Source organism: Ralstonia mojiangensis, assembly GCF_023955645.1.
GTDB lineage: Bacteria > Pseudomonadota > Gammaproteobacteria > Burkholderiales > Burkholderiaceae > Ralstonia > Ralstonia mojiangensis.
This window is the reverse complement of the sequence record NZ_JAMXHU010000004.1, coordinates 25,923-48,075: the sequence shown is the minus strand read 5'-3', so window position 1 is coordinate 48,075 and position 22,153 is coordinate 25,923. Positions and strand designations below refer to the sequence as shown.

General features: G+C 63.9%; 24 protein-coding genes. 13 read left to right on the top strand and 11 right to left on the bottom strand.

Features of this window, described 5'->3' with window-relative positions:
• Nucleotides 1-39 precede the first annotated feature (39 nt).
• Nucleotides 40-1,056: a 2-keto-3-deoxygluconate transporter gene (gene kdgT, locus NG898_RS16845; protein ID WP_252693516.1), complete on the bottom strand. Its 1,017-nt coding sequence runs from the start codon at nt 1,054-1,056 to the stop codon at nt 40-42.
• 279 nt (nt 1,057-1,335) lie between these two features.
• Between kdgT and kduI the strand changes: the two genes are divergently transcribed.
• The 4 genes from kduI (at nt 1,336) to NG898_RS16825 (ending at nt 5,040) form a co-directional block, all read left to right on the top strand.
• The gene (gene kduI, locus NG898_RS16840) at nt 1,336-2,172 is read left to right on the top strand and encodes a 5-dehydro-4-deoxy-D-glucuronate isomerase (protein WP_252693515.1); all 837 of its coding nucleotides are present in this window, start codon (nt 1,336-1,338) and stop codon (nt 2,170-2,172) included.
• 4 nt (nt 2,173-2,176) lie between these two features.
• The gene (kduD, locus tag NG898_RS16835) at nt 2,177-2,962 is read left to right on the top strand and encodes a 2-dehydro-3-deoxy-D-gluconate 5-dehydrogenase KduD (RefSeq protein WP_252693514.1); all 786 of its coding nucleotides are present in this window, start codon (nt 2,177-2,179) and stop codon (nt 2,960-2,962) included.
• A gap of 83 nt (nt 2,963-3,045) precedes the next feature.
• Nucleotides 3,046-3,885 carry a DNA-binding transcriptional regulator KdgR gene (gene kdgR, locus NG898_RS16830; protein WP_252693513.1) on the top strand — a complete coding sequence of 280 codons (840 nt, stop codon included), beginning with the start codon at nt 3,046-3,048 and terminating at the stop codon, nt 3,883-3,885.
• Between the two features lie 102 nt (nt 3,886-3,987).
• A complete protein-coding gene (locus tag NG898_RS16825) occupies nt 3,988-5,040 on the top strand; it encodes an aldo/keto reductase (protein ID WP_252693512.1) in 1,053 nt (350 codons plus the stop codon).
• Here the strand turns inward: NG898_RS16825 and prfH are convergent.
• From prfH to NG898_RS16800, 5 genes are all read right to left on the bottom strand, one after another.
• The gene (prfH, locus tag NG898_RS16820) at nt 5,037-5,654 is read right to left on the bottom strand and encodes a peptide chain release factor H (protein ID WP_252693511.1); all 618 of its coding nucleotides are present in this window, start codon (nt 5,652-5,654) and stop codon (nt 5,037-5,039) included. The genes NG898_RS16825 and prfH overlap by 4 nt on opposite strands.
• Entirely contained in the window at nt 5,654-6,781 is a 1,128-nt protein-coding gene (locus NG898_RS16815) for an RNA ligase RtcB family protein (RefSeq protein ID WP_252693510.1), read from the bottom strand. The genes prfH and NG898_RS16815 overlap by 1 nt, the downstream gene beginning before the upstream one ends.
• A 261-nt stretch (nt 6,782-7,042) precedes the next feature.
• Nucleotides 7,043-7,252 carry a DUF2783 domain-containing protein gene (locus NG898_RS16810; protein ID WP_045206515.1) on the bottom strand — a complete coding sequence of 70 codons (210 nt, stop codon included), beginning with the start codon at nt 7,250-7,252 and terminating at the stop codon, nt 7,043-7,045.
• A gap of 17 nt (nt 7,253-7,269) precedes the next feature.
• Nucleotides 7,270-8,949 carry an FAD-dependent oxidoreductase gene (locus NG898_RS16805; protein WP_252693509.1) on the bottom strand — a complete coding sequence of 560 codons (1,680 nt, stop codon included), beginning with the start codon at nt 8,947-8,949 and terminating at the stop codon, nt 7,270-7,272.
• 2 nt (nt 8,950-8,951) lie between these two features.
• A complete protein-coding gene (locus NG898_RS16800) occupies nt 8,952-9,911 on the bottom strand; it encodes an MBL fold metallo-hydrolase (protein WP_252693508.1) in 960 nt (319 codons plus the stop codon).
• A 277-nt stretch (nt 9,912-10,188) separates the two neighbouring features.
• On the opposite strand from NG898_RS16800, the gene NG898_RS16795 reads away from it, so the two are divergent.
• The 4 genes from NG898_RS16795 (at nt 10,189) to NG898_RS16780 (ending at nt 14,826) form a co-directional block, all read left to right on the top strand.
• The gene (locus NG898_RS16795; protein WP_252693507.1) at nt 10,189-11,073 is read left to right on the top strand and encodes an IclR family transcriptional regulator; all 885 of its coding nucleotides are present in this window, start codon (nt 10,189-10,191) and stop codon (nt 11,071-11,073) included.
• 114 nt (nt 11,074-11,187) lie between these two features.
• The gene (locus NG898_RS16790; RefSeq protein ID WP_045206519.1) at nt 11,188-12,240 is read left to right on the top strand and encodes a branched-chain amino acid ABC transporter permease; all 1,053 of its coding nucleotides are present in this window, start codon (nt 11,188-11,190) and stop codon (nt 12,238-12,240) included.
• Nucleotides 12,241-12,244: 4 nt separating this feature from the next.
• Nucleotides 12,245-14,071: a branched-chain amino acid ABC transporter ATP-binding protein/permease gene (locus NG898_RS16785; protein ID WP_252693506.1), complete on the top strand. Its 1,827-nt coding sequence runs from the start codon at nt 12,245-12,247 to the stop codon at nt 14,069-14,071.
• A gap of 11 nt (nt 14,072-14,082) precedes the next feature.
• Nucleotides 14,083-14,826 carry an ABC transporter ATP-binding protein gene (locus NG898_RS16780; protein ID WP_252693505.1) on the top strand — a complete coding sequence of 248 codons (744 nt, stop codon included), beginning with the start codon at nt 14,083-14,085 and terminating at the stop codon, nt 14,824-14,826.
• An 18-nt stretch (nt 14,827-14,844) separates the two neighbouring features.
• Here the strand turns inward: NG898_RS16780 and NG898_RS16775 are convergent, their stop codons facing one another.
• Both NG898_RS16775 and NG898_RS16770 read right to left on the bottom strand, forming a co-directional pair.
• Complete coding sequence (locus tag NG898_RS16775) at nt 14,845-15,186, bottom strand: hypothetical protein (RefSeq protein ID WP_252693504.1); 342 nt, start codon at nt 15,184-15,186, stop codon at nt 14,845-14,847.
• Nucleotides 15,187-15,290: 104 nt separating this feature from the next.
• Nucleotides 15,291-15,800, bottom strand: a complete 510-nt coding sequence (locus NG898_RS16770) for a GNAT family N-acetyltransferase (protein ID WP_252693503.1) — start codon at nt 15,798-15,800, stop codon at nt 15,291-15,293.
• A gap of 165 nt (nt 15,801-15,965) precedes the next feature.
• Between NG898_RS16770 and NG898_RS16765 the strand changes: the two genes are divergently transcribed.
• Nucleotides 15,966-16,838, top strand: coding sequence for a D-amino-acid transaminase (locus NG898_RS16765; RefSeq protein ID WP_252693502.1), 873 nt, complete (start codon nt 15,966-15,968; stop codon nt 16,836-16,838).
• 65 nt (nt 16,839-16,903) lie between these two features.
• Entirely contained in the window at nt 16,904-17,458 is a 555-nt protein-coding gene (locus NG898_RS16760) for a surface-adhesin E family protein (protein ID WP_252693501.1), read from the top strand.
• Between the two features lie 48 nt (nt 17,459-17,506).
• Here NG898_RS16760 and NG898_RS16755 read toward each other — a convergent pair whose 3' ends face one another.
• From NG898_RS16755 to NG898_RS16745, 3 genes are all read right to left on the bottom strand, one after another.
• On the bottom strand, nt 17,507-17,731 hold the full coding sequence (locus NG898_RS16755; protein WP_092971371.1) for a hypothetical protein: 225 nt from the start codon (nt 17,729-17,731) through the stop codon (nt 17,507-17,509).
• Nucleotides 17,732-17,902: 171 nt separating this feature from the next.
• Nucleotides 17,903-18,853, bottom strand: a complete 951-nt coding sequence (locus NG898_RS16750; protein WP_252693500.1) for an alpha/beta fold hydrolase — start codon at nt 18,851-18,853, stop codon at nt 17,903-17,905.
• 86 nt (nt 18,854-18,939) lie between these two features.
• Nucleotides 18,940-19,860 carry a LysR family transcriptional regulator gene (locus NG898_RS16745; RefSeq protein WP_252693499.1) on the bottom strand — a complete coding sequence of 307 codons (921 nt, stop codon included), beginning with the start codon at nt 19,858-19,860 and terminating at the stop codon, nt 18,940-18,942.
• A 106-nt stretch (nt 19,861-19,966) separates the two neighbouring features.
• Here NG898_RS16745 and NG898_RS16740 point away from each other — a divergent pair, with 106 nt between their 5' ends.
• The 3 genes from NG898_RS16740 (at nt 19,967) to NG898_RS16730 (ending at nt 22,150) form a co-directional block, all read left to right on the top strand.
• Nucleotides 19,967-20,218 carry a DUF2798 domain-containing protein gene (locus NG898_RS16740; protein ID WP_252693498.1) on the top strand — a complete coding sequence of 84 codons (252 nt, stop codon included), beginning with the start codon at nt 19,967-19,969 and terminating at the stop codon, nt 20,216-20,218.
• Nucleotides 20,219-20,619: 401 nt separating this feature from the next.
• Complete coding sequence (locus NG898_RS16735; protein WP_252693497.1) at nt 20,620-21,603, top strand: hypothetical protein; 984 nt, start codon at nt 20,620-20,622, stop codon at nt 21,601-21,603.
• A gap of 79 nt (nt 21,604-21,682) precedes the next feature.
• Nucleotides 21,683-22,150 carry a GNAT family N-acetyltransferase gene (locus tag NG898_RS16730; protein WP_252693496.1) on the top strand — a complete coding sequence of 156 codons (468 nt, stop codon included), beginning with the start codon at nt 21,683-21,685 and terminating at the stop codon, nt 22,148-22,150.
• The last annotated feature ends 3 nt before the right edge of the window (nt 22,151-22,153 follow it).

Genomic DNA, 22,153 nt, shown 5'->3' with positions numbered 1-22,153 from the left:
CTCCTCTCTGGTCTGGTGTGCGGTGCATCGCAGGCGTGGTCAGAAATGGGCTTCGCGGTGCGCAGCCTGCGGCGGCAGGCCCGCGGCTTCCGGCTCGGGTAACGGCGCCGCACGGCCCACACGCCGCACCCACATCGCGGTCAGGATCGGCACGAGAATCGCCGTGACGAGACACGCCGTGGCCACCAGCGCCGTGGCAGCCGGCACCATGGGTTTGAACTTGGGAATCATCTCGCCAATGATGGCCGGGTTGGCAACCGCCGCGCCGGCCGTGGACGATGCCGCCAACCCAGCAGCGCCATTGCCGCCGGCGATGAATTTGTCGGAGAGGATGAGCGGCACGCCGGTGATGATGATCACCGTCAGGCCGAGCAGCAGGCCCGGGAGGCCGCTCTTGGCAATCACGTGCAGATCGATGCCGTTGCCCAGCGCAAAGCCGAAGAACGGAATGAGCGGATGCACGCAGCGGCCGAACAGCTCGCGCAGTTCACTGTCGAGATTGCCTAGCGTAAAGCCGATCAGGAACGGCAGCACCGCGCCCACGAACAGCCGTGGCTCAAACACGGCAATGCCTGTTGCGCCCAGGATGAACATGCTGACCAGCGGCCCCGATTCGATCGACATCAGCACGAATGCGCCGGCTTCTTCCTTGGTGCCGTACTGCTGCATGACGGCGGCGTAGAGTCCGCCGTTGGTCATATCCATCGACGTGGTGATCGCAAGCACCGACAGTCCGGCAAGGATGCCGGTCTTGATGCCTTCGTCCGGAATGAACTGCGCAGCCACCAGCGTCGCCAGCCACGCCACGGCAATCTTCGTGACGAGCAGGGTGCCCGACTTGCGCAGCACCACGCCGGTGGCATGCAGGTCGATGGTCGCGCCCATGCAGAAGAACCACACCGCCAGGATCGGCACCGTGCCGGTGATCAGGCCGTTGGTGAACGAGCCGAAGTACTTCCCGGCATCGGGTGCGAACGTATGCGCGCATGCGCCCAGGAGCAGCGGCACGAGCATCAGCCCGCCCGGAATGCGGTCAATCGCCTTCTTGATCTTCACGTCTCCTCCGTGAGCCTCTATGTGCTCGGTTGGTTGGGGTCCAACATCGTGGAGTGACTATAGCGGATGATTTGGAACGATGTTCCATATTTTTCATCGTGGCCGATTTATCGTTTACCCGAGTGCGCAAATGTGTGCGGTGCAGCGCTATTTCGCTGCATCTTGGTGTCTCATCAAAAATATGGATCGACGTTCCGTATTGTTGGTTTTTGTGCTTCAATCCAACCCAAACAGCCGGCAGCACACGCGGATGCCGGCGCATCCCGACGGAGAAATGGCATGGAAGTGCGGCAAGGAATCCACAGCGAACACGCAAAAACCCTCGATACGGCCGGGCTGCGTCGCCAGTTTCTGGTGGAGCAGGTGTTCGAGCGCGATGCGCTCCAGCTCACGTACAGCCACATCGACCGGATCATCGTTGGCGGCGCGTGGCCGGCAACGCGGCCGGTGGAGGTGCCGGCATCGCTCGCCAAGTCGATGGGCGTGAGCCATCTGCTGGAGCGCCGCGAGCTGGGCGCGATCAACATTGGCGGTCCGGGCTGGGTGGAAGTGGATGGCACCCGGCACGCCGTCGGCAACGAAGAGGCGATCTACATCGGCCAGGGCGGCCAGAACGTTGTCTTCGGCAGCGACGATGCGGCGCGGCCCGCCAAGTTCTACATCAACTGCGCGCCGGCTCATACGGCCTATCCGACGCGCACGATCACGCTGGCGCAGGCGTCGCCCGAAACGCTGGGCGACCCGGCCACCAGCAACCGGCGCACGATCTACAAGTTCATCGTGCCGGACGTGCTGCCCACCTGCCAGCTCTCGATGGGCATGACCAAGCTGGAGCCCGGCAGCCTGTGGAACACCATGCCGTGCCACACGCACGAGCGCCGCATGGAGGTCTATTTCTATTTCAACCTGCCGGACAACGCCGCCGTGTTCCACATGCTCGGCGAGCCGCAGGAGACGCGCCACATCCTCGTCCACAACGAGCAGGCCGTGATCTCGCCAAGCTGGTCGATCCACTCGGGCGTGGGCACGCAGGCGTACACCTTCATCTGGGGCATGGTCGGCGAGAACCAGGTGTTCCACGACATGGACCACATCGCCATTGCCGACCTGCGCTGACACGATGCGGCTCGAGAATCCCTATCTCCAGAGCGCAAGCCTGTTCGACTTGACCGGCAAGGTGGCCATCGTCACCGGCAGCAACACGGGGTTGGGCGCGGGCATGGCGACGGCGCTCGCGGCGGCTGGTTGCGACATCGTCGGCGCCAACCGCTCCGACCCAGCGGAGACGGCCGCGCGCGTGGAAGCGGCCGGCCGCCAGTTCGTCGACGTGCGCGCCGATCTGTCTTCGCTGGAGCCGATCGGCAGCATTGTGGAAGCCGCGATGGACACCTTCGGCCGCGTCGACATCCTCGTCAACAATGCCGGCATCATTCGCCGCTGCGACGCACTGGAATTTTCCGAAGCCGATTGGGATGCCGTCATCGACGTCAATCTCAAGGGCGTGTTCTTTCTCTCGCAGGCAGTGGCGCGGCAATTCGTGCAGCAAGGCGGGCGCGGCAAGATCATCAACGTGGCGTCGATGCTGTCGTTCCAGGGCGGCATTCGCGTGCCGTCTTACACGGCGTCGAAGAGCGGCGTGCTGGGTCTCACCCGGTTGCTGGCCAACGAGTGGGCGGGGCGGGGCATCAACGTCAACGCCATCGCACCCGGTTACATGGAAACCGACAACACGGCGCAATTGCGCGAAGACCGGCAGCGCAGCGAAGAGATCCTCGCGCGTATTCCGGCCGGGCGCTGGGGCGTGCCGGACGACTTGGCGGGCGCGGTGGTGTTTCTGGCTTCGGCGGCATCGGATTACGTGCACGGCCACACGCTCGCGGTGGATGGCGGGTGGCTGGCGCGATAGGCAAATCGGCGGGGGGATGGATGGAACGCGGTATGAGACCGGTTATGCTCTCTCCAGATTTTGAAATCACGGAACCACGAGAGATGAAAGCCACGTCCCGGCAACGCAAGCCGGAAGCCCCGTCTGCCAACGAACCCCTTGATACCGTTGCCGATAAAGCCGAATCGGTCTCGGCGGTCGACAAGGTGTTCACCATCCTGGCCGCGATGGGCGAGCTTGGCGCCGTTGGCCCGAGCGAACTGTCGCAGCGCCTTGGTATGTCCAAGACGACGGTTCACCGCTTCCTGCAGTCGCTCAAAAGCCTCGGCTATGTGGCGCAGGAAGGTGACACCGATCGATACCGGCTGACCATCCGCCTGTTCGAGCTTGGCGCGAAAGCGCTGGAAAACGTCGACCTCGTCCGCGAGGCCGACACCGAAATGCGCCGCATCGGTCAACTCACGCGCGAGGCCGTCCACCTCGGCGCGTTTGACGAAGACGCCATCATCTACATCCACAAGATCGATGCCGATTACGGCTTGCGCATGCAGTCGCGCATCGGCCGGCGCAATCCGCTGCACAGCACGGCCATCGGCAAGGTGCTGCTGGCGTACATGCCGCCGGAAGAAGCGCGCGAGGTGCTGTCGAAGGTCGAGTTCAAGAAGTCCACGCAGAAGACGCTCGCCTCTGCCGAGGCCGTGCTGAGCATCCTGCCGCGCGTGCGCCAGCAAGGTTTTGGCGAAGACAACGAAGAGCAGGAAGACGGGTTGCTGTGCATTGCCGTGCCGGTGTTCGATCGCTTTGACCGTGTGATTGCCGGGTTGTCGATCTCGTTCCCGACCATGCGTTGCGGCGCCGATACCAAGGCGCATTACGTTGCGCTGCTGCAGCAGGCAGGGGCGGCCATCTCTTCGCGCCTGGGCCATCACCCTGCGTCCGACTGAGCGCTCTGCAGGATCAGCCAGTCCGTCCTATCCTCTGCGTTGTTTCCCGCATCTGAGCCTGTGCGCTCAGCATTCCATTCCCACCGTATTGGAGTCGATCACATGCGTTACAACCAACTGGGCCGGACCGGCCTGTTCGTTTCGGAGCTGTGCCTCGGCACGATGACCTTCGGCGGCAACGACGGCATCTGGCAGCACATTGGCGATTTACAGCAAGCCGATGCCGAGCGCCTGATCGGGCGGGCGCTCGACGCCGGCATCAATTTCATCGACACGGCTGATGTGTACGCCAACGGTGTCGCTGAACAGATGACAGGGCAGGCGCTCAAGAGCTTGAAGGTGTCGCGCGACAGCGTGGTCGTCGCCACCAAGGTGTTCGGCCAGACCGGTGAGAGCGTGAACGCGCGCGGCGCTTCGCGTTTCCACATCATGGATGGCATCAAGGCGAGCTTGAAGCGGCTGCAGCTCGACCATATCGATCTTTATCAGATCCATGGTTTCGACCCCGCCACGCCCATTGAGGAAACCGTGCGTGCGCTCGACACGCTCGTCCAACACGGTCATGTGCGCTATGTGGGCGTATCGAATTGGGCGGCGTGGCAGATCGTCAAGGCGCTGGGGATTGCGGAACGCCTCGGCTGTGCGCGCTTCGAAAGCCTGCAGGCGTATTACACCGTGGCCGGCCGTGATCTGGAGCGCGAGCTGGTGCCGATGCTTAAAAGCGAAGGCCTGGGTCTGATGGTCTGGAGCCCGCTGGCCGGCGGGCTGCTCAGCGGAAAATACACGCGCGAGCAGCACGGCGAACACGACAGCCGCCGCAACAAGTTCGACTTCCCGCCGGTGGACCAGGCGCGTGCCTACACCTGCGTCGATGCCATGCGCGTCATGGCCAATGCGCGCAGCGTGTCGGTCGCGCAGATTGCACTCGCGTGGCTGCTGCACCAACGCGCAGTGACTACCGTGATCGTCGGTGCCAAGAAGATTGAGCAGCTCGACGACAACATCGCGGCCACCAAGGTTGAACTGACGGCGGAAGAACTGGCGCAGCTTGATGAGCTGAGCAAACTCCCGGCCGAATACCCGGGCTGGATGCTGGAGCGGCAAGGTGAGTACCGGCGCGGCCAGCTTGCCGGAACGCGGCAGGCCGGACGCTAATCTGCCGGCTCAAATCGTTCGCCTTTGAACGCGCGGTGCGGGTTGCCGCGCTCCACCTGGTGATGGAGCGCGCGCCGCTGCGCACGCTGTGCCGCATCGGCAGCCGCATCGTGGTCCGCCAGCTTGTGTGCGAGCAGCAGCACGGCCAGCCGCTTGTTGGCGTGCTGGCTGCGCTCGGTCTGCACCTTCACGCTGATGCCCGTGGCGATATGCGTGGCCCGCACGGCCGATTCCGTCTTGTTGACATGCTGCCCGCCGGGTCCTGACGAACGCGTGGTCTCGAAGCGGATCTCGCTGGGCAGCGTTGCCGACGGTGCCGCACAGCGCGCCACCCCAAGGAACCAGTTCTTGCGCGCGTGCCGTGGCCGATACGGGCTCGGGCATGTCCACTGGATCGTGCCTTCCCATGCATGAGCCACGGCGTTCTCGGAGTCGCCTTCCAGGCTGATCAAGGCGGAGCGCAGCGTGCCGGCGCGCTCCCCATCCTCCTGTTCCAGCAGTTCGAGTTGGACGCCGGCGGCTGCGGCTTCGCGTTGCAGCCGCGCGAGCGCTTTCACCACAGCCAGCTCGCATTCGGCCGGGCCTTGGGCGGAAGAGAGTTGCAGTAACACCATCAGCAGCACTCCCCGCGCGTCTTGTACGTCAACACCGGGCGCAGACGCGCGAGCACTTTCACCAGGCCGGCGTCCACCAGCGGCGCGATGACGCTCTCGATCGGCTTGTAGGCCTCGGGCGCTTCTTCGTAGATCAACTGCTTGTCTTCGCAGATGACATGGCCACCAAGCTTGGTGCGATTGAGCTGCGCTGGCGTGAAGCGGCGGATGAGGCGATCCTTGCACTCGCTGCGCATCCACTTGCGGCCCGCGCCGTGGGCGAGCGAAAACAAGCCGTGCTCGCTCGGGCGTGGCGCGACGAGGTAGCTGTAGTCCCCACGCGAGCCTGGGATGACGACCACGCCGGCATCTGATGGCGTTGCGCCCTTGCGATGCAGCCAGCCGCGCTCACCGAATATCGTGGCCGGCGCGACAAAGTTGTGATGCACGTCGAGCAGCGCTTTGCCCTCAGCGTGCAGTCGGTCGAGCATGCGGCGCGCGATGAGTTCGCGGTTGGCCTTGGCAAAGTACAGCGCCGTGTCGTTGCGCGCCAGATAGGCGGCGCACACCGCATCGTCCTGTGCGAGCCCGGCGTGGCCATACGTGCGCACGTGCTCATCTAGGATGGCCTGGCCGAGCCCTCGCGAGCCGCTGTGCACTAGCAGCAGAAGCTGGCGTGGGTCCAGCGGCAGTTCCTCTGCGTCGTAAATCTCGTCGACGCGCTGTAGCTCAGCAAAGTGGTTGCCGCCGCCGATGGTGCCGAGTGCGGCATCGAAGCCGGTACCAGCCGGCGCCAATGCTGCGACACGCTCGCTCCAGCTTTCGTCGAGTGGCGTATCGATGTTGCCGAGACGCTTTTCAAGCTTGTCCAGGCTGACCTTGTTGGCGTCGAGATCGGTGGCCCACAGCGCCATGCCGCAGCCGATGTCGTTGCCGATCAATGCCGGATACAACCGGCCGACCGAGAAAAACGCTGCGCCAACGGGGTAACCGCGACCGGGATGCAGATCAGGCATGCCGGCCACATGGCGCATGCCGTCGAGTGCTTTGGTGGTTTGAAGTTGTCGGATCGCGTCGCCTTCGATCCAGGTGTCGTCCGAGGCGATCAGGGAGACGCCGTCGAACAAATGCAAGATGCAATTGCCCATGAATGGTCCATATCAGGTCTGAAAAAAAACTGATGTGGCAGGCCGTAGGCCGGGGCAATGCGAAGACGCTGTGAACTACAGCGCGGGAGATTCGATCAACCCAGGCAAGGGCCTGCAAAGGGGAAAGCAAGGTGACGCATGATGTTTTTTCCTCCTATGCAAAATGGTTGATCGGTAAGCGGGGCGGATACTAGCACCGCACTTTGCGCAGTCGCAAGTACGATCAAGCGTAAGTGTTGGATTGTTGAAACGCGATGGCGCTCAGGTTGCTGTTGCCGCCGGCAATGCAAGTCGCGCCGCCGCCAGCGCTTCACGCAATACCGCCATGTCGCCGATATGGTTTGCGAGCAGCAGGATGAGCTGTGCATTGAGCATCGCGCTGTGCTCGTCGTCCAGGTTGCGATGCGCGTCGATCAGCGCTTCGTAAAAATCATCGGGGCGTGGCAGATTGGGTTGCGTGTTCAGCGGCATGGCGGTCGGTATTCAGCTCAGGCGGAGACAGTGGCGTGCGGCGTTTCCGCAGGCGCGGTTTGCCCGGTGGCACGAAGCAACGCAGCGGCCAGCTTGGCAGGCTCAAGCGCGCGCCAGCGTGCGCAGACGTGCTGGTCTGGGCGGATCAGGTAGGTCGTGCCGGGGCGCGCGTCATAGCGTTGCGCGACCAGGCCGTCGATGTCTTCCAGCGCGGTCACGTTGGCAGAGACCGTGCCCATGCCGCCAACCGGGAAGATTGCCAGCGTGGGCAGCGGCAGCGCATCGACGTGTTCTCCCGCACCGCAGAAACGTAGCGCCATGAAGCCGCCGTGCAGATGACTGAGGAGCCAATCGGCGCGGCCATCGGCATTGCGCACCGGCGCGTCAAGTGCGACCGCGCCGGGCACGAGTGCGCAGGCGAAGGGCGCTTCATCTTCTGTTTGCAATGCAGAGCCTTCCAGCACGGTCGGCATGGACAGCCGACCGCTGTTGACCAGCGTCCGCGCAAACGGATAGTGCTTGGCCAAGCGCAGCGTGGCATCGCGAAAAAGCCGGCTCACTGCGCTCTTGGGTGTGATGAAGTCGGTCGAGCGGGTGGAGTGACGGATGTTGTCGTCGGCGGCGAACTCGCGCTCGCTCGCGTAGGTGTCGAGCAGCGCGTCGGGCGCATCGCCGTCGAGCACCATGCGCAACTTCCACGCGAGGTTCTCGGCATCCTGCAAGCCGCTGTTGGCGCCGCGTGCGCCGAACGGCGACACCCGATGTGCCGCATCGCCGATAAAGAGCACGCGGCCGTGGCGGAAGCGGTCCATGCGTTCGCACGAGAACGTATAGACGCTGACCCATTCCAGCTCGAAATCGACGCGTTCCCCCAGCAGCGCGCGCACGCGCGGGATGACGCGCTCCGGTTGCTTCTCGGCCACGGGGTCGGCGTCCCAGCCGAGCTGGAAATCGATGCGCCAGACGTTGTCGGGCTGGTGGTGCAGCAGTACTGACTGATTCGGATGGAACGGCGGGTCAAACCAGAACCAACGCTCGCTGGGGAAGGGCGCATCCATGCGAACGTCGGCGATCAGAAAGCGGTCTTTGAACGTCTGGCCACGCGCTTCGAGGCCCATCATGTGTCGTACCGGGCTGCGCGAGCCGTCGGCGGCCACAACGTATTGCGCGCGCTGCTCGTACGTGCCGTCGGGCGTCTCGATGGTGAGCGTCACGCCATCGGCATCCTGTGAGAGGCCCGTCACCTTGTTCTTCCAGCGCAGCTCGATGTTCGGCAAGGCTTGCGCGCGTTCAACGAGAAAGCCTTCGACGTAGTACTGCTGCAGGTTGATGAACGCCGGCCGGCGGTGTCCGGTTTCGGGCAGCAGGTCAAAGCTGTAGAGCAGTTCGTTCTTCAGGTAGACCTTGCCGACGTTCCAGCTCACGCCTTTGTCGACCATGCAATCGCCGCAGCCGAGTCGATCAAAAATCTCCAACGAACGCTTGGAGAAGCAGATCGCGCGCGAGCCGGTAGACAGCGTGCAATCGTCGTCGACAACGACCACGGCCACACCCTGCTGCGCGAGATCGATGGCTGTGGCCAACCCCACCGGCCCTGCGCCGACGATAACGACGGGGCGAGCTTCAGTTGCCGCTCCGGGTTGCTGCTCGGCGCACGGCGCATACGCGAAGACGCGATTCTGGAAGTCGGGATTCATGTTCAGCCTTGCAGGGCGGCCCACATTTCCTTGTCGCGCTCGGCGGTCCAGATGCGCGGGTGCTTGATGCCGCTGGCCTCGTCGAAGGCGCGCGTCACGTCAAACGGCAGGCAGTGCTCGTAAATGAAGACGCTGCCGAACTTCGGGTCCATGGCCGCGCGGGTGTGCGCCATGGCGGCCTTCAGGTCCATCTTCTGCGCGACGGCTTCCTTGCCACGTTGCAGCAGCGTGGACACGAAATCCCGCGTATAGGCGAGCCCCTTGTCGACCTCGGCCGGATTGAGCAACGCGGGGCCACGCCCCGGCACAAGCTTGTCGGCGCCGAGCGTGCGTAGCGCATCGAGCGTGGCGGGCCATTCCTCAAGCTGTGCGTCACCGCAGTAGCAGGCGGCGTCGTATTCGACGAGATCGCCGGAGAAGAGCACCTTCTGCGACGGGATCCACACCACCGTGTCGCCCTTCGTGTGGCCGGGGCCGAGGTGCAGGATCTTCACTTCCAGCTTGCCGAGGAAGAGCGTCAACTCGCGCTCGAACACCAGCGTCGGCCAAGTCAGGCCCGGCACGGTTTCCACGCCGGCAAACAGGCGCGGGAAGCGTTCGATTTCCGATTTCATATCGGCCTCACCGCGCTCGACGATCATCTCGTACGTGCCGCGGCTGGCAATGATGTTCTGCGCGCCTTCGGCGAAGTACGCCGACGCGCCGAGCACGCGCACGGCGTGATAGTGCGAAAGCACCACGTGCTTGATCGGCTTGTCGGTGATGGCGCGGATGCGTGCGATCAGGTCTTGCGCCATCGCCGGCGTGGCGGTGGTGTCGACGATCAACACCGAGTCGTCGCCGATGATGACGCCCGAGTTGGGGTCGCCCTCGGCGGTATAGGCGTAAGCGTTGGGGGAGAGCTGGGTGAAGGTGACTTGTTTGGCCTCGAGGTCGGCTTGCGAGGCGAAGGCTTTGGCCATTCTGTCACTCCTGGTGTAGTGAATTACGGTTGGGGAAATTTTTATTGAGCGTGTTCAGGCCGAAAGCTTGGGTTGGGGCGTGCCGATACCAAGCCATGCCGGACGCTGGCAATCATAGACCGCAGGGTCTGGGAATGCGCTTAGGGTATACGTGAATTATGATTAGAAGCATTATTTATACAATGCATAAAAATCAAAAACTGGCCGTCGAGGCGAAGCTGCGTGCTACGCTCGCAGCACTTTGTCGGCTCAGCCCCAGCCAATGCGCCCCCAAGACATGGAGACTCCGGAAGTCGAAGACGACCTGCCACCCGATGGCGATGCAGAAGACGCGCGTGCAAGCCGTGACCGCTCGGGCATTCAATCCATCGAAGTCGGCTCTCAATTACTGGTGGCGCTGACGCGTGCCATGCGGGCGATGGCGCTGGGCGATCTGGCGCGTGCGGCGGGCATGCATCCGTCCAAGGCGCATCGCTATCTGGTGAGCCTGCAGCGCGTGGGCGCGGTCTCTCAAGACCCGCTGACCGGGCGTTACGAACTCGGCCCGTTTGCGCTGCGCCTGGGTCTGGCCAGCCTCAACCGCTCCGATGCCATTGTCCGCACGCGGCCGTTGCTTGCCGGCTTGCGAGACCAGACCGGTCACACGATTGGCATTGCCGTCTGGAGCGATCGTGGCCCGACCGTTGTGCATTGGGAGAAGGCCGGTGGCGCGCCTGGCGTGAACCTGCGCATCGGCGATGTCTTGCCGATGCTCAATTCCGCCACCGGCCGTCTGTTCGGCGCCTATCAGCCGATGGAGCAGACGCTGCCTCTGGTGGAACGCGAGCTGCACGAGCGTGCCAGCGACGACCTGCCCGGCCTGCCGCGTTCGCTTACCGATTACTACCGTTTGTGTGAAGACGTCCGGACCGAAGGCGCATCGTGGGTCACGGGTAGCCTGCTGCCGGGGGTGAACGCACTATCGCTGCCGGTGTTCGGTGCGCGCGGGCAGCTTGTGCTGGTGTTGATTGCACTGAATCTGCAACCGCTGTTTCACGCGCAGCGCGGTGGCGAGCTGGAGCACACGCTGCGCACGTTCGTGATGCGCCTGTCTGCCATGTTGCAGTCGCCCGCGGTCAGCCCTGCCAAGGCCAGCAACCGGCGGAGCAGAGCGACGCGTTAGGGTTGTCGCCAATTTCATCCTGTCGTAAGAAATTTACTATCTCGTAACTCGTGGCGCCCCCTCGCCCGGTTCACATCCGGCGCGAACTCCACGACTACAAGAACGAGGAGCTTCATGGACTTGTCGATTGCCGCCATCCTGGCGCAAGACGGCGTGACATCGGGCGCGATCTACGCGCTGCTGGCACTGGCGCTCGTGCTGGTGTTTTCTGTCACGCGCGTGATCTTCATCCCGCAGGGCGAATTCGTGGCGTACGGCGCGCTCACGCTGGCGGCCATCCAGGCCAACAAGGCGCCGCTCTCGGCCAGCATGCTGGTTGCGCTGGGCGTGCTGACGTTCCTCGTCGAGATGGGCCGCACGCTGCTGCAGCCCGAGCTGCGCCTGCATGCGCTACGCACGGGTGCCATCTATGCGGTCAAATACCTGGTCTTTCCGATTGCGGTGTACATCGCCGCCAGCATGCTTGCACCGATGACGTTGCCCATGCTTGCGCAGGTCGCGTTGACACTGCTGATCGTCATTCCGATGGGCCCGATGATCTACCGACTGGCCTACGAGCCATTGGCCGAAGCCAGCACGCTCGTGCTGCTGATCGTTTCGGTGGGCGTGCACTTTGCGATGGTGGGCCTTGGTCTTGTGATGTTCGGCGCGGAGGGCTCGCGCACGGATGCGTTTTCCGATGCGCGCTTTGATCTGGGTGCGCTCACCGTGTCAGGCCAGAGCTTGTGGGTGGTGGCTGTATCGGTGCTGATGATCGTGGCGCTGTACTTCTACTTTGGTCGTACGGTGTCGGGCAAGGCGCTGCGTGCGACGGCGGTGAACCGCCTGGGTGCGCGGCTGGTCGGCATCGGGACCACGCAGGCGGGGCGTCTGGCTTTCACGCTGGCAGCGGCGTTGGGCGCACTGTGCGGCATCCTGATTGCGCCGCTCACCACGGTCTACTACGAGTCCGGTTTCCTGATCGGTCTGAAGGGGTTTGTGGGCGCGATCGTGGGCGGGCTCGTGAGCTATCCGGTGGCGGCGCTGGGTGCGCTGCTGGTGGGGTTGCTGGAGTCGTATTCGTCGTTCTGGGCGTCGGCGTTCAAGGAGGTGATCGTGTTCACGCTCATCATTCCCGTACTGCTGTGGCGATCGCTCACCACCAAGCATGTCGAGGAAGAGGAATAAGCCGATGAACACGCTGACCAAATCTTCCGAAGGCGCAGCGCAGCGCGGCTGGCTTTCGCGCAACCGCGTGCTGACCGCCTTGTTTGTGATTGTGCTTGCGTTGATCCCCATCGTGCCCACGCCCGAGTTCTGGATCACGCTGCTGAACTACATCGGACTCTATAGCCTCGTCGCGCTGGGGCTGGTGCTGCTGACGGGGGTGGGCGGGCTGACCTCGTTCGGGCAAGCGGCGTTCGTTGGGCTGGGTGCGTACAGCACCGCGTATCTGACGACGCAGTATGGCGTCTCGCCGTGGATCGGCTTGCTGGCGGGGCTGGTGATTACGGTGGTCAGTGCATATGTGATCGGCCTGATCACGATGCGCATGTCGGGCCACTACCTGCCTCTGGCGACGATTGCGTGGGGCCTCTCGTTGTTCTTCCTGTTTGGCAACCTTGAATTTCTGGGCAAATACGACGGGCTGAACGGCATTCCCGTGCTGAACGTGCTCGGTAAATCGCTGCAGACCGGGCGCGAGATGTTCTACCTGATCTGGGCCGTCGTCGTCGTGGCTGTGCTGGCCGTGCAGAACCTGCTGAATTCGCGCCCAGGCCGCGCCATCCGCGCGCTCAAGGGCGGCGGCACGATGGCCGAGGCGATGGGGGTGAACACCGCGTGGATGAAGGTGGTGATCTTCGTGTTTGCGGCGGTGCTGGCGTGCATTTCGGGCTTTCTCTATGCGCATCTGCAGCGCGCGGTGAACCCCACGCCGTTCGGTCTGAACTACGGCATCGAATACCTGTTCATGGCGGTGGTCGGTGGCGTGGGCCACGTGTGGGGCGCGGTGCTTGGCGCGGGTTTGCTGACCATCCTGAAAGACAGCCTGCAGAGCGTCCTGCCGAAGCTGTTGGGCTCCAACGGCAACTTCGAGATCATCGTGTTCGGCGTGCTGCTGGTGCTGTTGCTGCAGTACGCGCGCGATGGTGTCTGGCCGTTCATTCGCAAGCTGTTTCCATCGGCACCCACGGCGTGTGCACCCGACGAAGCACCGGCACTCAAGCAGCGCGAGAAGCCGCAAGCTGGCGAGCTGATCCTCGACGTACGCTCCGCACGCAAGGAGTTTGGCGGCCTTGTTGCCGTGAACGACGTCAGCTTTCAAGTGAAAGCTGGCGAAATCATCGGCCTGATCGGCCCCAATGGCGCGGGCAAGTCGACCACCTTCAACCTCGTGACAGGCGTGCTGCCAGTCACGCGTGGTGAGGTGCTCTACCGTGGCGAGCACATCAGCGGCAAGCCGTCGCGCGAGATCGTCAAACGCGGCATCGGCCGTACCTTCCAGCATGTGCAATTGCTGTCGGGCATGACCGTCCTGGAAAACGTAGCGCTCGGCGCCCACCTGCGCGGCGACTTCGCGGCGCAGGGCGGCGTGCTTGCCAGCGTGGTGCGCATGAACCAAGCCGAAGAGCAGAAGCTGCTGTTTGAAGCGCGCCGCCAACTGGAACGCGTGGGCTTGGCCGATTGCATGTACCAGGAAGCCGGCAGCCTGGCACTGGGCCAGCAGCGCATTCTGGAAATTGCCCGTGCGCTGTGTTGCGACCCGGCGCTGCTGCTGCTCGATGAGCCGGCCGCCGGCCTGCGTTACAAGGAAAAGCAGGCGCTGGCTGCGCTGCTCACCAAGCTCAAGGCCGAAGGCATGAGCGTGCTGCTGGTCGAGCACGACATGGACTTCGTCATGAACCTCACCGATCGGCTAGTCGTCATGGAATTCGGCACCAAGATTGCCGAAGGGCTGCCGCAAGAAGTGCAGCAGAACCCCGCGGTGCTGGAAGCCTACCTGGGCGGCGTGGAATAAGGAGAACGCGCATGTCGATCATCCTGGAAGTGAAGGACCTGCACGTCCGCTACGGCAAGGTAGAGGCGCTGCATGGCGCCAACCTGAAGGTGGGCGCGGGCCAGATCGTGACCGTCATCGGCCCGAACGGCGCGGGCAAATCGACCATGCTCGGCGCCATCATGGGCGCACTGCCGACCATCGGGTCGGCCAGCGGCGTGGTCTCGTACCTCGGTCACAACCTGACCGGTCTGCCGGTGGAAAAGCGCGTGGCACGCGGCATTTGCCTCGTTCCGGAAAAGCGCGAGCTGTTTGCCACCATGAGTGTGGAAGACAACCTCGTGCTCGGCGCGTACCGCCGTAAGCGGGCGGGCGAGCGCAACTATCTCGATCAGATGGAAGTGGTGTACGACCTGTTCCCGCGCCTGAAAGAGCGTCGTGTGCAGGAAGCCGGCACGCTCTCCGGCGGCGAGCGCCAGATGCTTGCCGTGGGCCGCGCTTTGATGGCCAAGCCCCAGTTGCTGATGCTGGATGAGCCGAGCCTTGGTCTCGCGCCGCTCATCGTCAAAGAGATCTTCCACATCATCAGCGACCTGCGCAAAACCGGCGTGGCGACGTTGCTGATCGAGCAGAACGCACGCGCCGCGCTGCAGGTGGCCGACTACGGTTACGTGCTGGAAACGGGCGACATGACGCTCGAGGGGCCGGCGCAAGAGCTGGCCGTCAACCCGCGCGTGATCGAGACCTACCTGGGGTTGGCGAAGAAGGCCGCCTGAGCGCGGCCGTGCGCAGGATCAATCGTCGTAGTCGTGACGATGGTGCTTGCGCCACTCACGCTCGCGCCAGCGTTGTTCGCGCCATTGGCGTTCCTGCCATTCGCGGCCGCGGCCATCGTCGTAGTAGCCAGGCGCCACGATAACCGGCTGCGGCGCGACATAGACCGGTGGCGGCGCGTAGTAGGCCGGCGGCGGGGGCGGTGCGTACACGGGAGCGGGGGCATAGACCGGCGCCGGCTCGACATAAACGGGCGCGACAGGCACGCCGATTCCAATGTCGACATTGACGCGGGCGAGGGCCGCCTGCGACGACAGCGCCGCTACGGCTGCCAGCACGTACAGCGCGAAGTTCTTATGCATGTGGAAATTCCTCAAGACGACGCACTGTAGTTGAACGGGGCGCGCGCAGTCTTACAGAAGATATACGGGTGTTGCAAATTGTAACGGAGTGACGCGATGGCCGCTCACGGCAATGCGCGTTCCATCAATTCAGCGTCTTCGCCGTAGACGGCGCGCAGGGCTGCCGCCGCTGCACTATCCATGTCGATGGATTGATAACGAAGGCGGCGCCAGAAGACATCCGCGCCTTGCACCGCCACAAGCCGGGATTGCCGGAGGCCCTGTGCCTGGGCGCTGACGGATGCAAGGGCGTAAAGCCGCTCGCCCAAACGCTGGCCACGGCCCCCGGGTGCGATGGCCATGTCGTGCACAAACCAGAGAACATCCACCGCGTCCGCGGCGGGCAGCGGCGCGTGCAATTTGGGCGGCGTCCATGCGTGCCAAGCATGCGAGAGCAGGTACCCGACCACTTCAGACCCACGCAGTGCGACCAGGCACATGGCCGGGCTGCGCGCCCAGCGGCTGGCAAGCGCATCGCCCGGTTCCAGGAACCCGCCGCCGTAGCACGCCTGCTGCACGGCGAGGATGCCGGGCAGGTCGTCTGCAACGATCGGACGGATGGTGAGTTCGGGCATGGGCGCGCGACTGGCCGAGAAACGGCAGAGTTTACCGGACGTGTCCCGCGCATCATGCTGTTTTCGCATAATGTGGGCACGCATCGGTATTCGCGGCATGGCGCACGTATCCTGTAGATTCGTTGGCAGGGCAGTCCCGCCCGCGCCTGAATTCCTTCTCACAGCATGTCCCGAATCATCTTCCTGAACGGCCAATACGTGCCGGCCGCCGAAGCCACCGTCTCTGTCATGGACCGTGGCTTTACCTTTGCCGATGGCATCTATGAAGTGACCGCCGTTGCGCGCGGCAAGCTCGTCGACAACGACGCGCACCTCGCCCGCCTGACCCGCTCGCTGTCCGAGATCGGCATCGATAACCCGTACACAGCCGCCGAATGGACGCGCGTGTGCGAAGAGCTGGTGGCGCGCAACGGGCTGGACGAGGGCGTGGTCTACATGCAGGTCACGCGCGGCGTGGCCGAGCGCGATTTCGGCATCCCGGCTGACATCACGCCGACGGCCGTGGCGTTCACGCAGGTCAAGTCCATCGTCAACAGCCCGCTCGCAAAGAAGGGCGCAGCCGTGGTGACGGTGCCCGACCTGCGCTGGAAGCGTTGCGATATCAAGAGCGTGGGCCTATTGCCGCAGGTGATGGCCAAGCAGATCGCTGCCCGCGCTGGCGCGCATGAAGCCTGGATGACCGATGGCGACCGCGTGACCGAAGGCGCGTCGTCCACCGCATTCATCATCACCGCCGATAAGCGCCTGATCACGCGTCCGCTGTCGAACGCCGTGCTGCCGGGCATCACGCGCGTGTCGATCCTGGCGCTGGCGCGCAAACATGGCCTGACGCTGGAGGAGCGCACCTTCACCGTGGCCGAAGCCCAGCAAGCCGCCGAAGTGTTCTATACGAGCGCGTCGACGTTTGTGATGCCGGTGGTGTCCATTGACGGCGTACAGATCGGCAACGGCCAGCCCGGCCCCCTCACGCAGGCGCTGCGCACGCTGTATCTGCGTTTTGCCGGCGTGGACGTTGCCGAGCCCGTCGGCCAGATGTGATGTAAGCGGCTGCGCCAGCGCGGTAGAATCGCCCGCTAAGTTTTTGTAGCGAGGCGAGACATCCCATGAAAACAGGAGGCTGGCGCTGGCAAAGCGCCATCGCGGCGACCGCTCTGGTTGCCGCGCAGTGGGCAGCGATGCCCGTATCCGCACAAACCGTATCTGCGTCGGCCGCTGTGCCGACAGCGTCCGCGCAAGCCGTTTCGGGCGGTGCGGCACCCGCGCTTGAATCGGCCAGTGCGGATTCCCGCTGGCGCCGGTTCGAGAGCATCAACGGCATCGTGTCGTATATCGACCGGCAATCGGTCAAGCCGCAGCCCGGCGCCGAGGCGGATGCCGATTCGCACACCGTGCACTTCCGGCTGTTGCGCAACGTGCTGCCCGACTTCACGATCAAAACGGCCGATGGACAGCCGATCCGCTCGTCGGTCAAACAAGTGGTGCTCGATTGCGCGCGGCATAGCTACACGGTGATTGCGCAAACGCTCTATCGTGCGCGCAATGCCGGCGGCAAGCCGCTTTACCAGATCCACTACGGCGACGAGGCACAGAGCCGCTCGCTGCGTGAAGGCAGCGTCTTCGAGTGGATCGCCGGCCGCTTTTGCGGCGCGGGCCACTGACGCTGTGGCCGGCACGGGCGGCGCAAATGCCGCCCGACGCGTTCCCGTTCAGATGGGCGCGGCTTCCCGGCTGTCGCTGCCGTCCTCGCTTTCTTCGCGGCCCCGCGCGTAGGGCTGCCGCTCCTGCTCAAGCTCCGGATACCGGCGTGACGCGAAACCCATGGCGGCTTCGTACGAGCCAAACTGGTTGGATTCAGCGGCCACACCGTCGTTGACCAGGATTGCGTACCACTTCCCGTAGAGCGGGCCGTACACCACGACCTTGCTTTTCATCGTCTTGTCCCTGTTTCTTGTATCGATGGCCGGCGACGCGGTTTGCGCGAAGCGGCGGCTCGAGCCGTCCGGGCGCCAGGTCATGGCGCACCGTCAGCGTTGTGGCGGACGATGATTACAGTGTGTTACACGCGCGTCAACGTTTGCGTTGGGCACAATGCTCTAGTTGCGTCAGGTGGGTGCGAGCGTGCCGGCCACGCGGGCCTGCCGCAATTCGGCGGGCTCGTGGCCTGATTCGACATAGTCGGCAAAGCAGCGGATGCAGTCCGCCACCCAGTCGGGGCGACGCAGAGGCAGCCAATGGCCGGCATCGACCTCGTGGCGCCAGTAGTGGGGCACCCAGGCCTCTACAGCGCGCGTAACGGCGGGGCTGACGTACCGGTCGCGCGTTGGCACGATGAGCTGCACGGGCGCATGCGGTGCACGCGCCTGCGGGCGGGCGAGGCGGTCCCGAAAATTTGCGCGATACATGCGCACGCCATTGCAGGCATCGCGCACAAGCGTCGGCCGCGGCGCTTCGATGCGTATGCCTTCCGTCTTGTGCAGCCACCACGGCCAAGCGCGCGCCACCCACAGCCGCCACGACCATTCCGGCACCAGTGGCAAGTGGAAATAGCCCACATACCAGGATTGCAGCCGCTGCTTCCAGACCGCGCGCTTGGCCGTCCAGCTGCCGGCATCGAGCTGCGTGCGCATCCAGTGGCCGACGTGGTCCAGGCACGGGCCCGAGATCGACGTGTACGACGCGATGCGCCCGCGCAGCCGATCGGTCGTTACCGATTCCCAGCTATGGATGGAGCCCCAGTCGTGACCGACCAGATGGAAGCGCTCGCCGGGCAGCAGCGCATCAGCCACGGCGGCAAGGTCGTCGACGAATTGGGGGATGCGGTAACTGGTGGTATCTGCCGGGGCGTCTGAGAGCCCGGCACCGCGCACGTCGAAGGTGAGCACGCGGCGATCGCGCGCCAGGGTATCGCGCACGCCGTGCCAGACCGAGCTGTCGTCCGGATAGCCATGCACGAGAATCACGGCAGGGCGGTGCCGCGCCGAACCGTCGGCCGGCTGCGTCATGCGGGCATGTAGACGAATGTCGCCGGAGCGCACCACGTGGCTGCTGTGCATCGGGTCTCCAGTGAAAATGGCGTGGTGGAATTCCCTGCAGCCTACGGGGTGATCGGGCGATGCGGCAACGCGTGTTTTTACCCGTTTCAAACAGTGTGGGAAGCACTCGGCACGGCATCTGCCTGCAGCAAGGGCGTGGCCGCTGCGAAGGCCGCCAGATGCTCCAGCAACGTACGCACCTTGCGTGGCAACTGCTGCTGCGGCCACACCGCGTAGATGGGTCGCTGCGGCGTGCGCCATTCGGGCAGCAGGCGCACCAGCCTGCCTGCCTTCAGCGCCGGATGGCAGAGCGTGTGCGGACAGTACAGCAGGCCGAGGCCTGTTTCGGCCAGCGTCACGCCAAGTTCGATGTCGTTCAGGTCGCAGCGTCCACGAGGCTGCAGTTCGATGGTTTCCTCACCGTCGGGTGAGGTGAAGCGCCATGTCGAGAGTGGCGACGACACCAACAACTGGTGCGCCTGAAGCTCATGCGGATGTGTCGGCGCGCCATGCTCGGCCACGTACGCGGGCGACGCCACCAGCACCATCCCGATGACACCCAGCCGGCGCTGCCGCAACTTCGGGTCGTCCTGCTGGCCGACGCGGATGGCAAGATCGGCGCCATGTCGCCACACGTCTTCATTGCGGTTGCTGAGCGACAGCTCCAGGCGAATCTCGGGCCACGTCGCCATGAAGCTTGCGTACGCAGGTGCGAGCAGCCCGCGCGACAGATTCAGTGGCGCCAGCACGCGCAGGGTGCCCTTCACCTGATTGAGATCGTCGTCAAGCGTGGCCGTGGTTTGCGCAAGCGCGGTCAGCAGCGGGCGGCATTGCTCGTAGTAAAGCTGGCCTTCCGGCGTCGGCTTCAGGCTGCGGGCGCTGCGCAGCAGAAGCTGGCAACCGAGCGAGGTTTCGAGCTTCTGCAGACGCCGTGTCAGCGTGGCGGGCGGCAAGTTGGCGTGACGGGCCGCGGCTTGCAGGCTGCCGTGGTCCACGATGGAAACAAAGAGGGCCAAATCGTCGAGCATGATTCCATTTTCGGAATTTAAGTTTCAATAAACGTCTATAGTTTCTTGAAGCGCGGTTGTCTAGCATACCGTCAATCACATTTGATGGCTTGCAAGGAGAACCGCCATGTCGATGCCCGTCTCTACTCCCACACGTCTTCGTGTCATTTTTGCGTGGCTGATGTCCGGCCTGATGTCGCTGCTCATGACTGGTTGGATCGGCTGGATCAACGCCGGTATCAGCTCTGACTTTCTCGCCCGCTGGGCACATGCCTTCGTGCTGGCCTGGCCGGCTGCCTTCACCATCGTATTGATCGCCGCGCCGACGGTGCAGCGGTTGACGCAGCGCCTGGTGTTGCCGACCCCCGCGCAACCCTGAAAAGAAAACAGCCCACCGGGAGGACGGTGGGCCGCAAGGTTGACAGCAGGAAAGACCGATTGAAGCGGACGCCGGACTGACATCCCGTTGGGTCCGGCGATATGGCTGGTACAACACCCGACCCTTATCGTGGTGACGCTGATGTGCGTGGAGATCGCACTGCCCGATACCGGGTCGTGACCGGGCCATGGAGCGCACTGTAGAGGGTCGATGCTTTCATCAAACTTTCTTTCCTCGGCGGTTCTTCTGCGGACAATCCCTAGGGTGTGAGCGCGCATGGACGTTCCAATGGCGTGGGCCGCACATGGCAGCCGACAAGGCGTGCAGGCACGAGTTGGCGTAGTCAACATCAGCGCGCCGTGCCTTTACGCTGATCTGATTCTCAACGCTAAGGAAACAGCATGACGATGATGATCGACGGCCACGGCCCTGGGTATCAGGCGGTGCAAATGCGGCCCAGCATCCCGGATTGCCTGGAGACGCTGAAGAAGTTTGTGAATGAAGCAGCTTCGCCAACGGTGAGCGTGCAGGATCTGGTCGTGGCCAGCCGGGCCACCAAAGACAGCAATGCGCAATGGTGGGATCGGGATCGCCTTAATCTGCCGGCTGATCCGAGCGACACCGATATTGATGCAGCTCGCACGCGAGTGGGCCACGCGATGGTCGACGAGCAGGACGCCACGGTCGCGCTACGTAACCTTGACTCGTATCTCGAGGACGGTGCGCTGGGTGATGTTGGAAAGAGTGGCGTCAAAGTTCTCGTGGATGCCGTCACGACGAAGATCGGCGCTACCAGCCGCACGGTACAGAGGGCCAATATTGAGGTGTACTCGGGCGACTCTTCTCGGACCGACTGGGGCCAGTATCTGGAGTACCACCAGAGCGAGGCGGCTGCGGCGGAGAAAATTGCCGATCCGGTTAAGCAAGCGTTTGACCGGGGCGGCAACCCCGGATTGGACGCTGACCGTGCTGCACAGACAATCAGCGTTGTGACCGGGCAGTTCATCGATGCCGCCGCCGCGGCACAGGCGCTGCGCGAGGCTGGCTTACCGGTCAATGCGCCGCAGAGACAGGCGAATGCGCAACAACTGCAGACGGAGCTGGTCGGCGGCATGAACCGCGTCAGTGATGCCGCACGCGTTCTAGACGCCGCCAACGACACGTCGACGGCACTGCTCAACGGCGACCGTGATTTCTCTTACTTGTACAAGACCAGAGTGTTGGACACAGCGGACAAGCACACGCAGGAGTTTGTGCAGCAACACATACCGCCGGGGCTTCACACCGTCTTCGGGTACGGCTCGCCGAACGACGCGGCCCAGCACAAGGTCCAGGACGAGTTGGTGCAAGACGGGGTCGACCTGTCGGCGCTCGGCCCGCGCTAAGCCATCAGTAGGAAAGCCGGCTGCATGTGGAGCAGCCGGCTGGCAGAATGCCGGAGCGTTGCCACCCATTCAGCCCACCATGCCTACGCCCGACGACCTGCTGATCCGCCCCATCCACCAAGACGACTTTGCCGCCTGGAAACCCCTCTGGGATGGCTACAACGCCTTCTATGGCCGCGCGGACGAGACGGCCCTGCCCGACATCGTCACGCAGACGACATGGCAGCGCTTCTTCGACGAAGCGGAGCCTGTCTACGCGTTGGTGGCCGAGCGTGGCGGCGAGCTGCTCGGCATCGTGCATTTCCTCTACCACCGCAGCACCACGCAAATCGGCATGAGCTGCTATTTGCAGGATCTGTTTACGGCGCAGACCGCGCGCGGGCAGGGCGTGGGCCGGGCCTTGATCGAGGCGGTCTACCGTCGCGCGCAGGCCGATGGCTTGCCGCGCGTCTATTGGCAGACGCACGAAAGCAACGCGACCGCCATGCGGTTGTATGACACGTTGGCGGACAAGTCGGGCTTCGTGGTTTATCGCAAATTGTTCTGAGCG

What these genes read in the sequence shown, in the direction of transcription:
- kduI (WP_252693515.1), top strand. Translation starts at nt 1,336, where the DNA reads ATGGAAGTGCGGCAAGGAATCCACAGCGAACACGCAAAAACCCTCGAT.
- kduD (WP_252693514.1), top strand. Translation starts at nt 2,177, where the DNA reads ATGCGGCTCGAGAATCCCTATCTCCAGAGCGCAAGCCTGTTCGACTTG.
- kdgR (WP_252693513.1), top strand. Translation starts at nt 3,046, where the DNA reads ATGAAAGCCACGTCCCGGCAACGCAAGCCGGAAGCCCCGTCTGCCAAC.
- NG898_RS16825 (WP_252693512.1), top strand. Translation starts at nt 3,988, where the DNA reads ATGCGTTACAACCAACTGGGCCGGACCGGCCTGTTCGTTTCGGAGCTG.
- prfH (WP_252693511.1), bottom strand. Translation starts at nt 5,654, where the DNA reads ATGGTGTTACTGCAACTCTCTTCCGCCCAAGGCCCGGCCGAATGCGAG.
- NG898_RS16815 (WP_252693510.1), bottom strand. Translation starts at nt 6,781, where the DNA reads ATGGGCAATTGCATCTTGCATTTGTTCGACGGCGTCTCCCTGATCGCC.
- NG898_RS16810 (WP_045206515.1), bottom strand. Translation starts at nt 7,252, where the DNA reads ATGCCGCTGAACACGCAACCCAATCTGCCACGCCCCGATGATTTTTAC.
- NG898_RS16805 (WP_252693509.1), bottom strand. Translation starts at nt 8,949, where the DNA reads ATGAATCCCGACTTCCAGAATCGCGTCTTCGCGTATGCGCCGTGCGCC.
- NG898_RS16800 (WP_252693508.1), bottom strand. Translation starts at nt 9,911, where the DNA reads ATGGCCAAAGCCTTCGCCTCGCAAGCCGACCTCGAGGCCAAACAAGTC.
- NG898_RS16795 (WP_252693507.1), top strand. Translation starts at nt 10,189, where the DNA reads ATGGAGACTCCGGAAGTCGAAGACGACCTGCCACCCGATGGCGATGCA.
- NG898_RS16790 (WP_045206519.1), top strand. Translation starts at nt 11,188, where the DNA reads ATGGACTTGTCGATTGCCGCCATCCTGGCGCAAGACGGCGTGACATCG.
- NG898_RS16785 (WP_252693506.1), top strand. Translation starts at nt 12,245, where the DNA reads ATGAACACGCTGACCAAATCTTCCGAAGGCGCAGCGCAGCGCGGCTGG.
- NG898_RS16780 (WP_252693505.1), top strand. Translation starts at nt 14,083, where the DNA reads ATGTCGATCATCCTGGAAGTGAAGGACCTGCACGTCCGCTACGGCAAG.
- NG898_RS16775 (WP_252693504.1), bottom strand. Translation starts at nt 15,186, where the DNA reads ATGCATAAGAACTTCGCGCTGTACGTGCTGGCAGCCGTAGCGGCGCTG.
- NG898_RS16770 (WP_252693503.1), bottom strand. Translation starts at nt 15,800, where the DNA reads ATGCCCGAACTCACCATCCGTCCGATCGTTGCAGACGACCTGCCCGGC.
- NG898_RS16765 (WP_252693502.1), top strand. Translation starts at nt 15,966, where the DNA reads ATGTCCCGAATCATCTTCCTGAACGGCCAATACGTGCCGGCCGCCGAA.
- NG898_RS16760 (WP_252693501.1), top strand. Translation starts at nt 16,904, where the DNA reads ATGAAAACAGGAGGCTGGCGCTGGCAAAGCGCCATCGCGGCGACCGCT.
- NG898_RS16755 (WP_092971371.1), bottom strand. Translation starts at nt 17,731, where the DNA reads ATGAAAAGCAAGGTCGTGGTGTACGGCCCGCTCTACGGGAAGTGGTAC.
- NG898_RS16750 (WP_252693500.1), bottom strand. Translation starts at nt 18,853, where the DNA reads ATGCACAGCAGCCACGTGGTGCGCTCCGGCGACATTCGTCTACATGCC.
- NG898_RS16745 (WP_252693499.1), bottom strand. Translation starts at nt 19,860, where the DNA reads ATGCTCGACGATTTGGCCCTCTTTGTTTCCATCGTGGACCACGGCAGC.
- NG898_RS16740 (WP_252693498.1), top strand. Translation starts at nt 19,967, where the DNA reads ATGTCGATGCCCGTCTCTACTCCCACACGTCTTCGTGTCATTTTTGCG.
- NG898_RS16735 (WP_252693497.1), top strand. Translation starts at nt 20,620, where the DNA reads ATGACGATGATGATCGACGGCCACGGCCCTGGGTATCAGGCGGTGCAA.
- NG898_RS16730 (WP_252693496.1), top strand. Translation starts at nt 21,683, where the DNA reads ATGCCTACGCCCGACGACCTGCTGATCCGCCCCATCCACCAAGACGAC.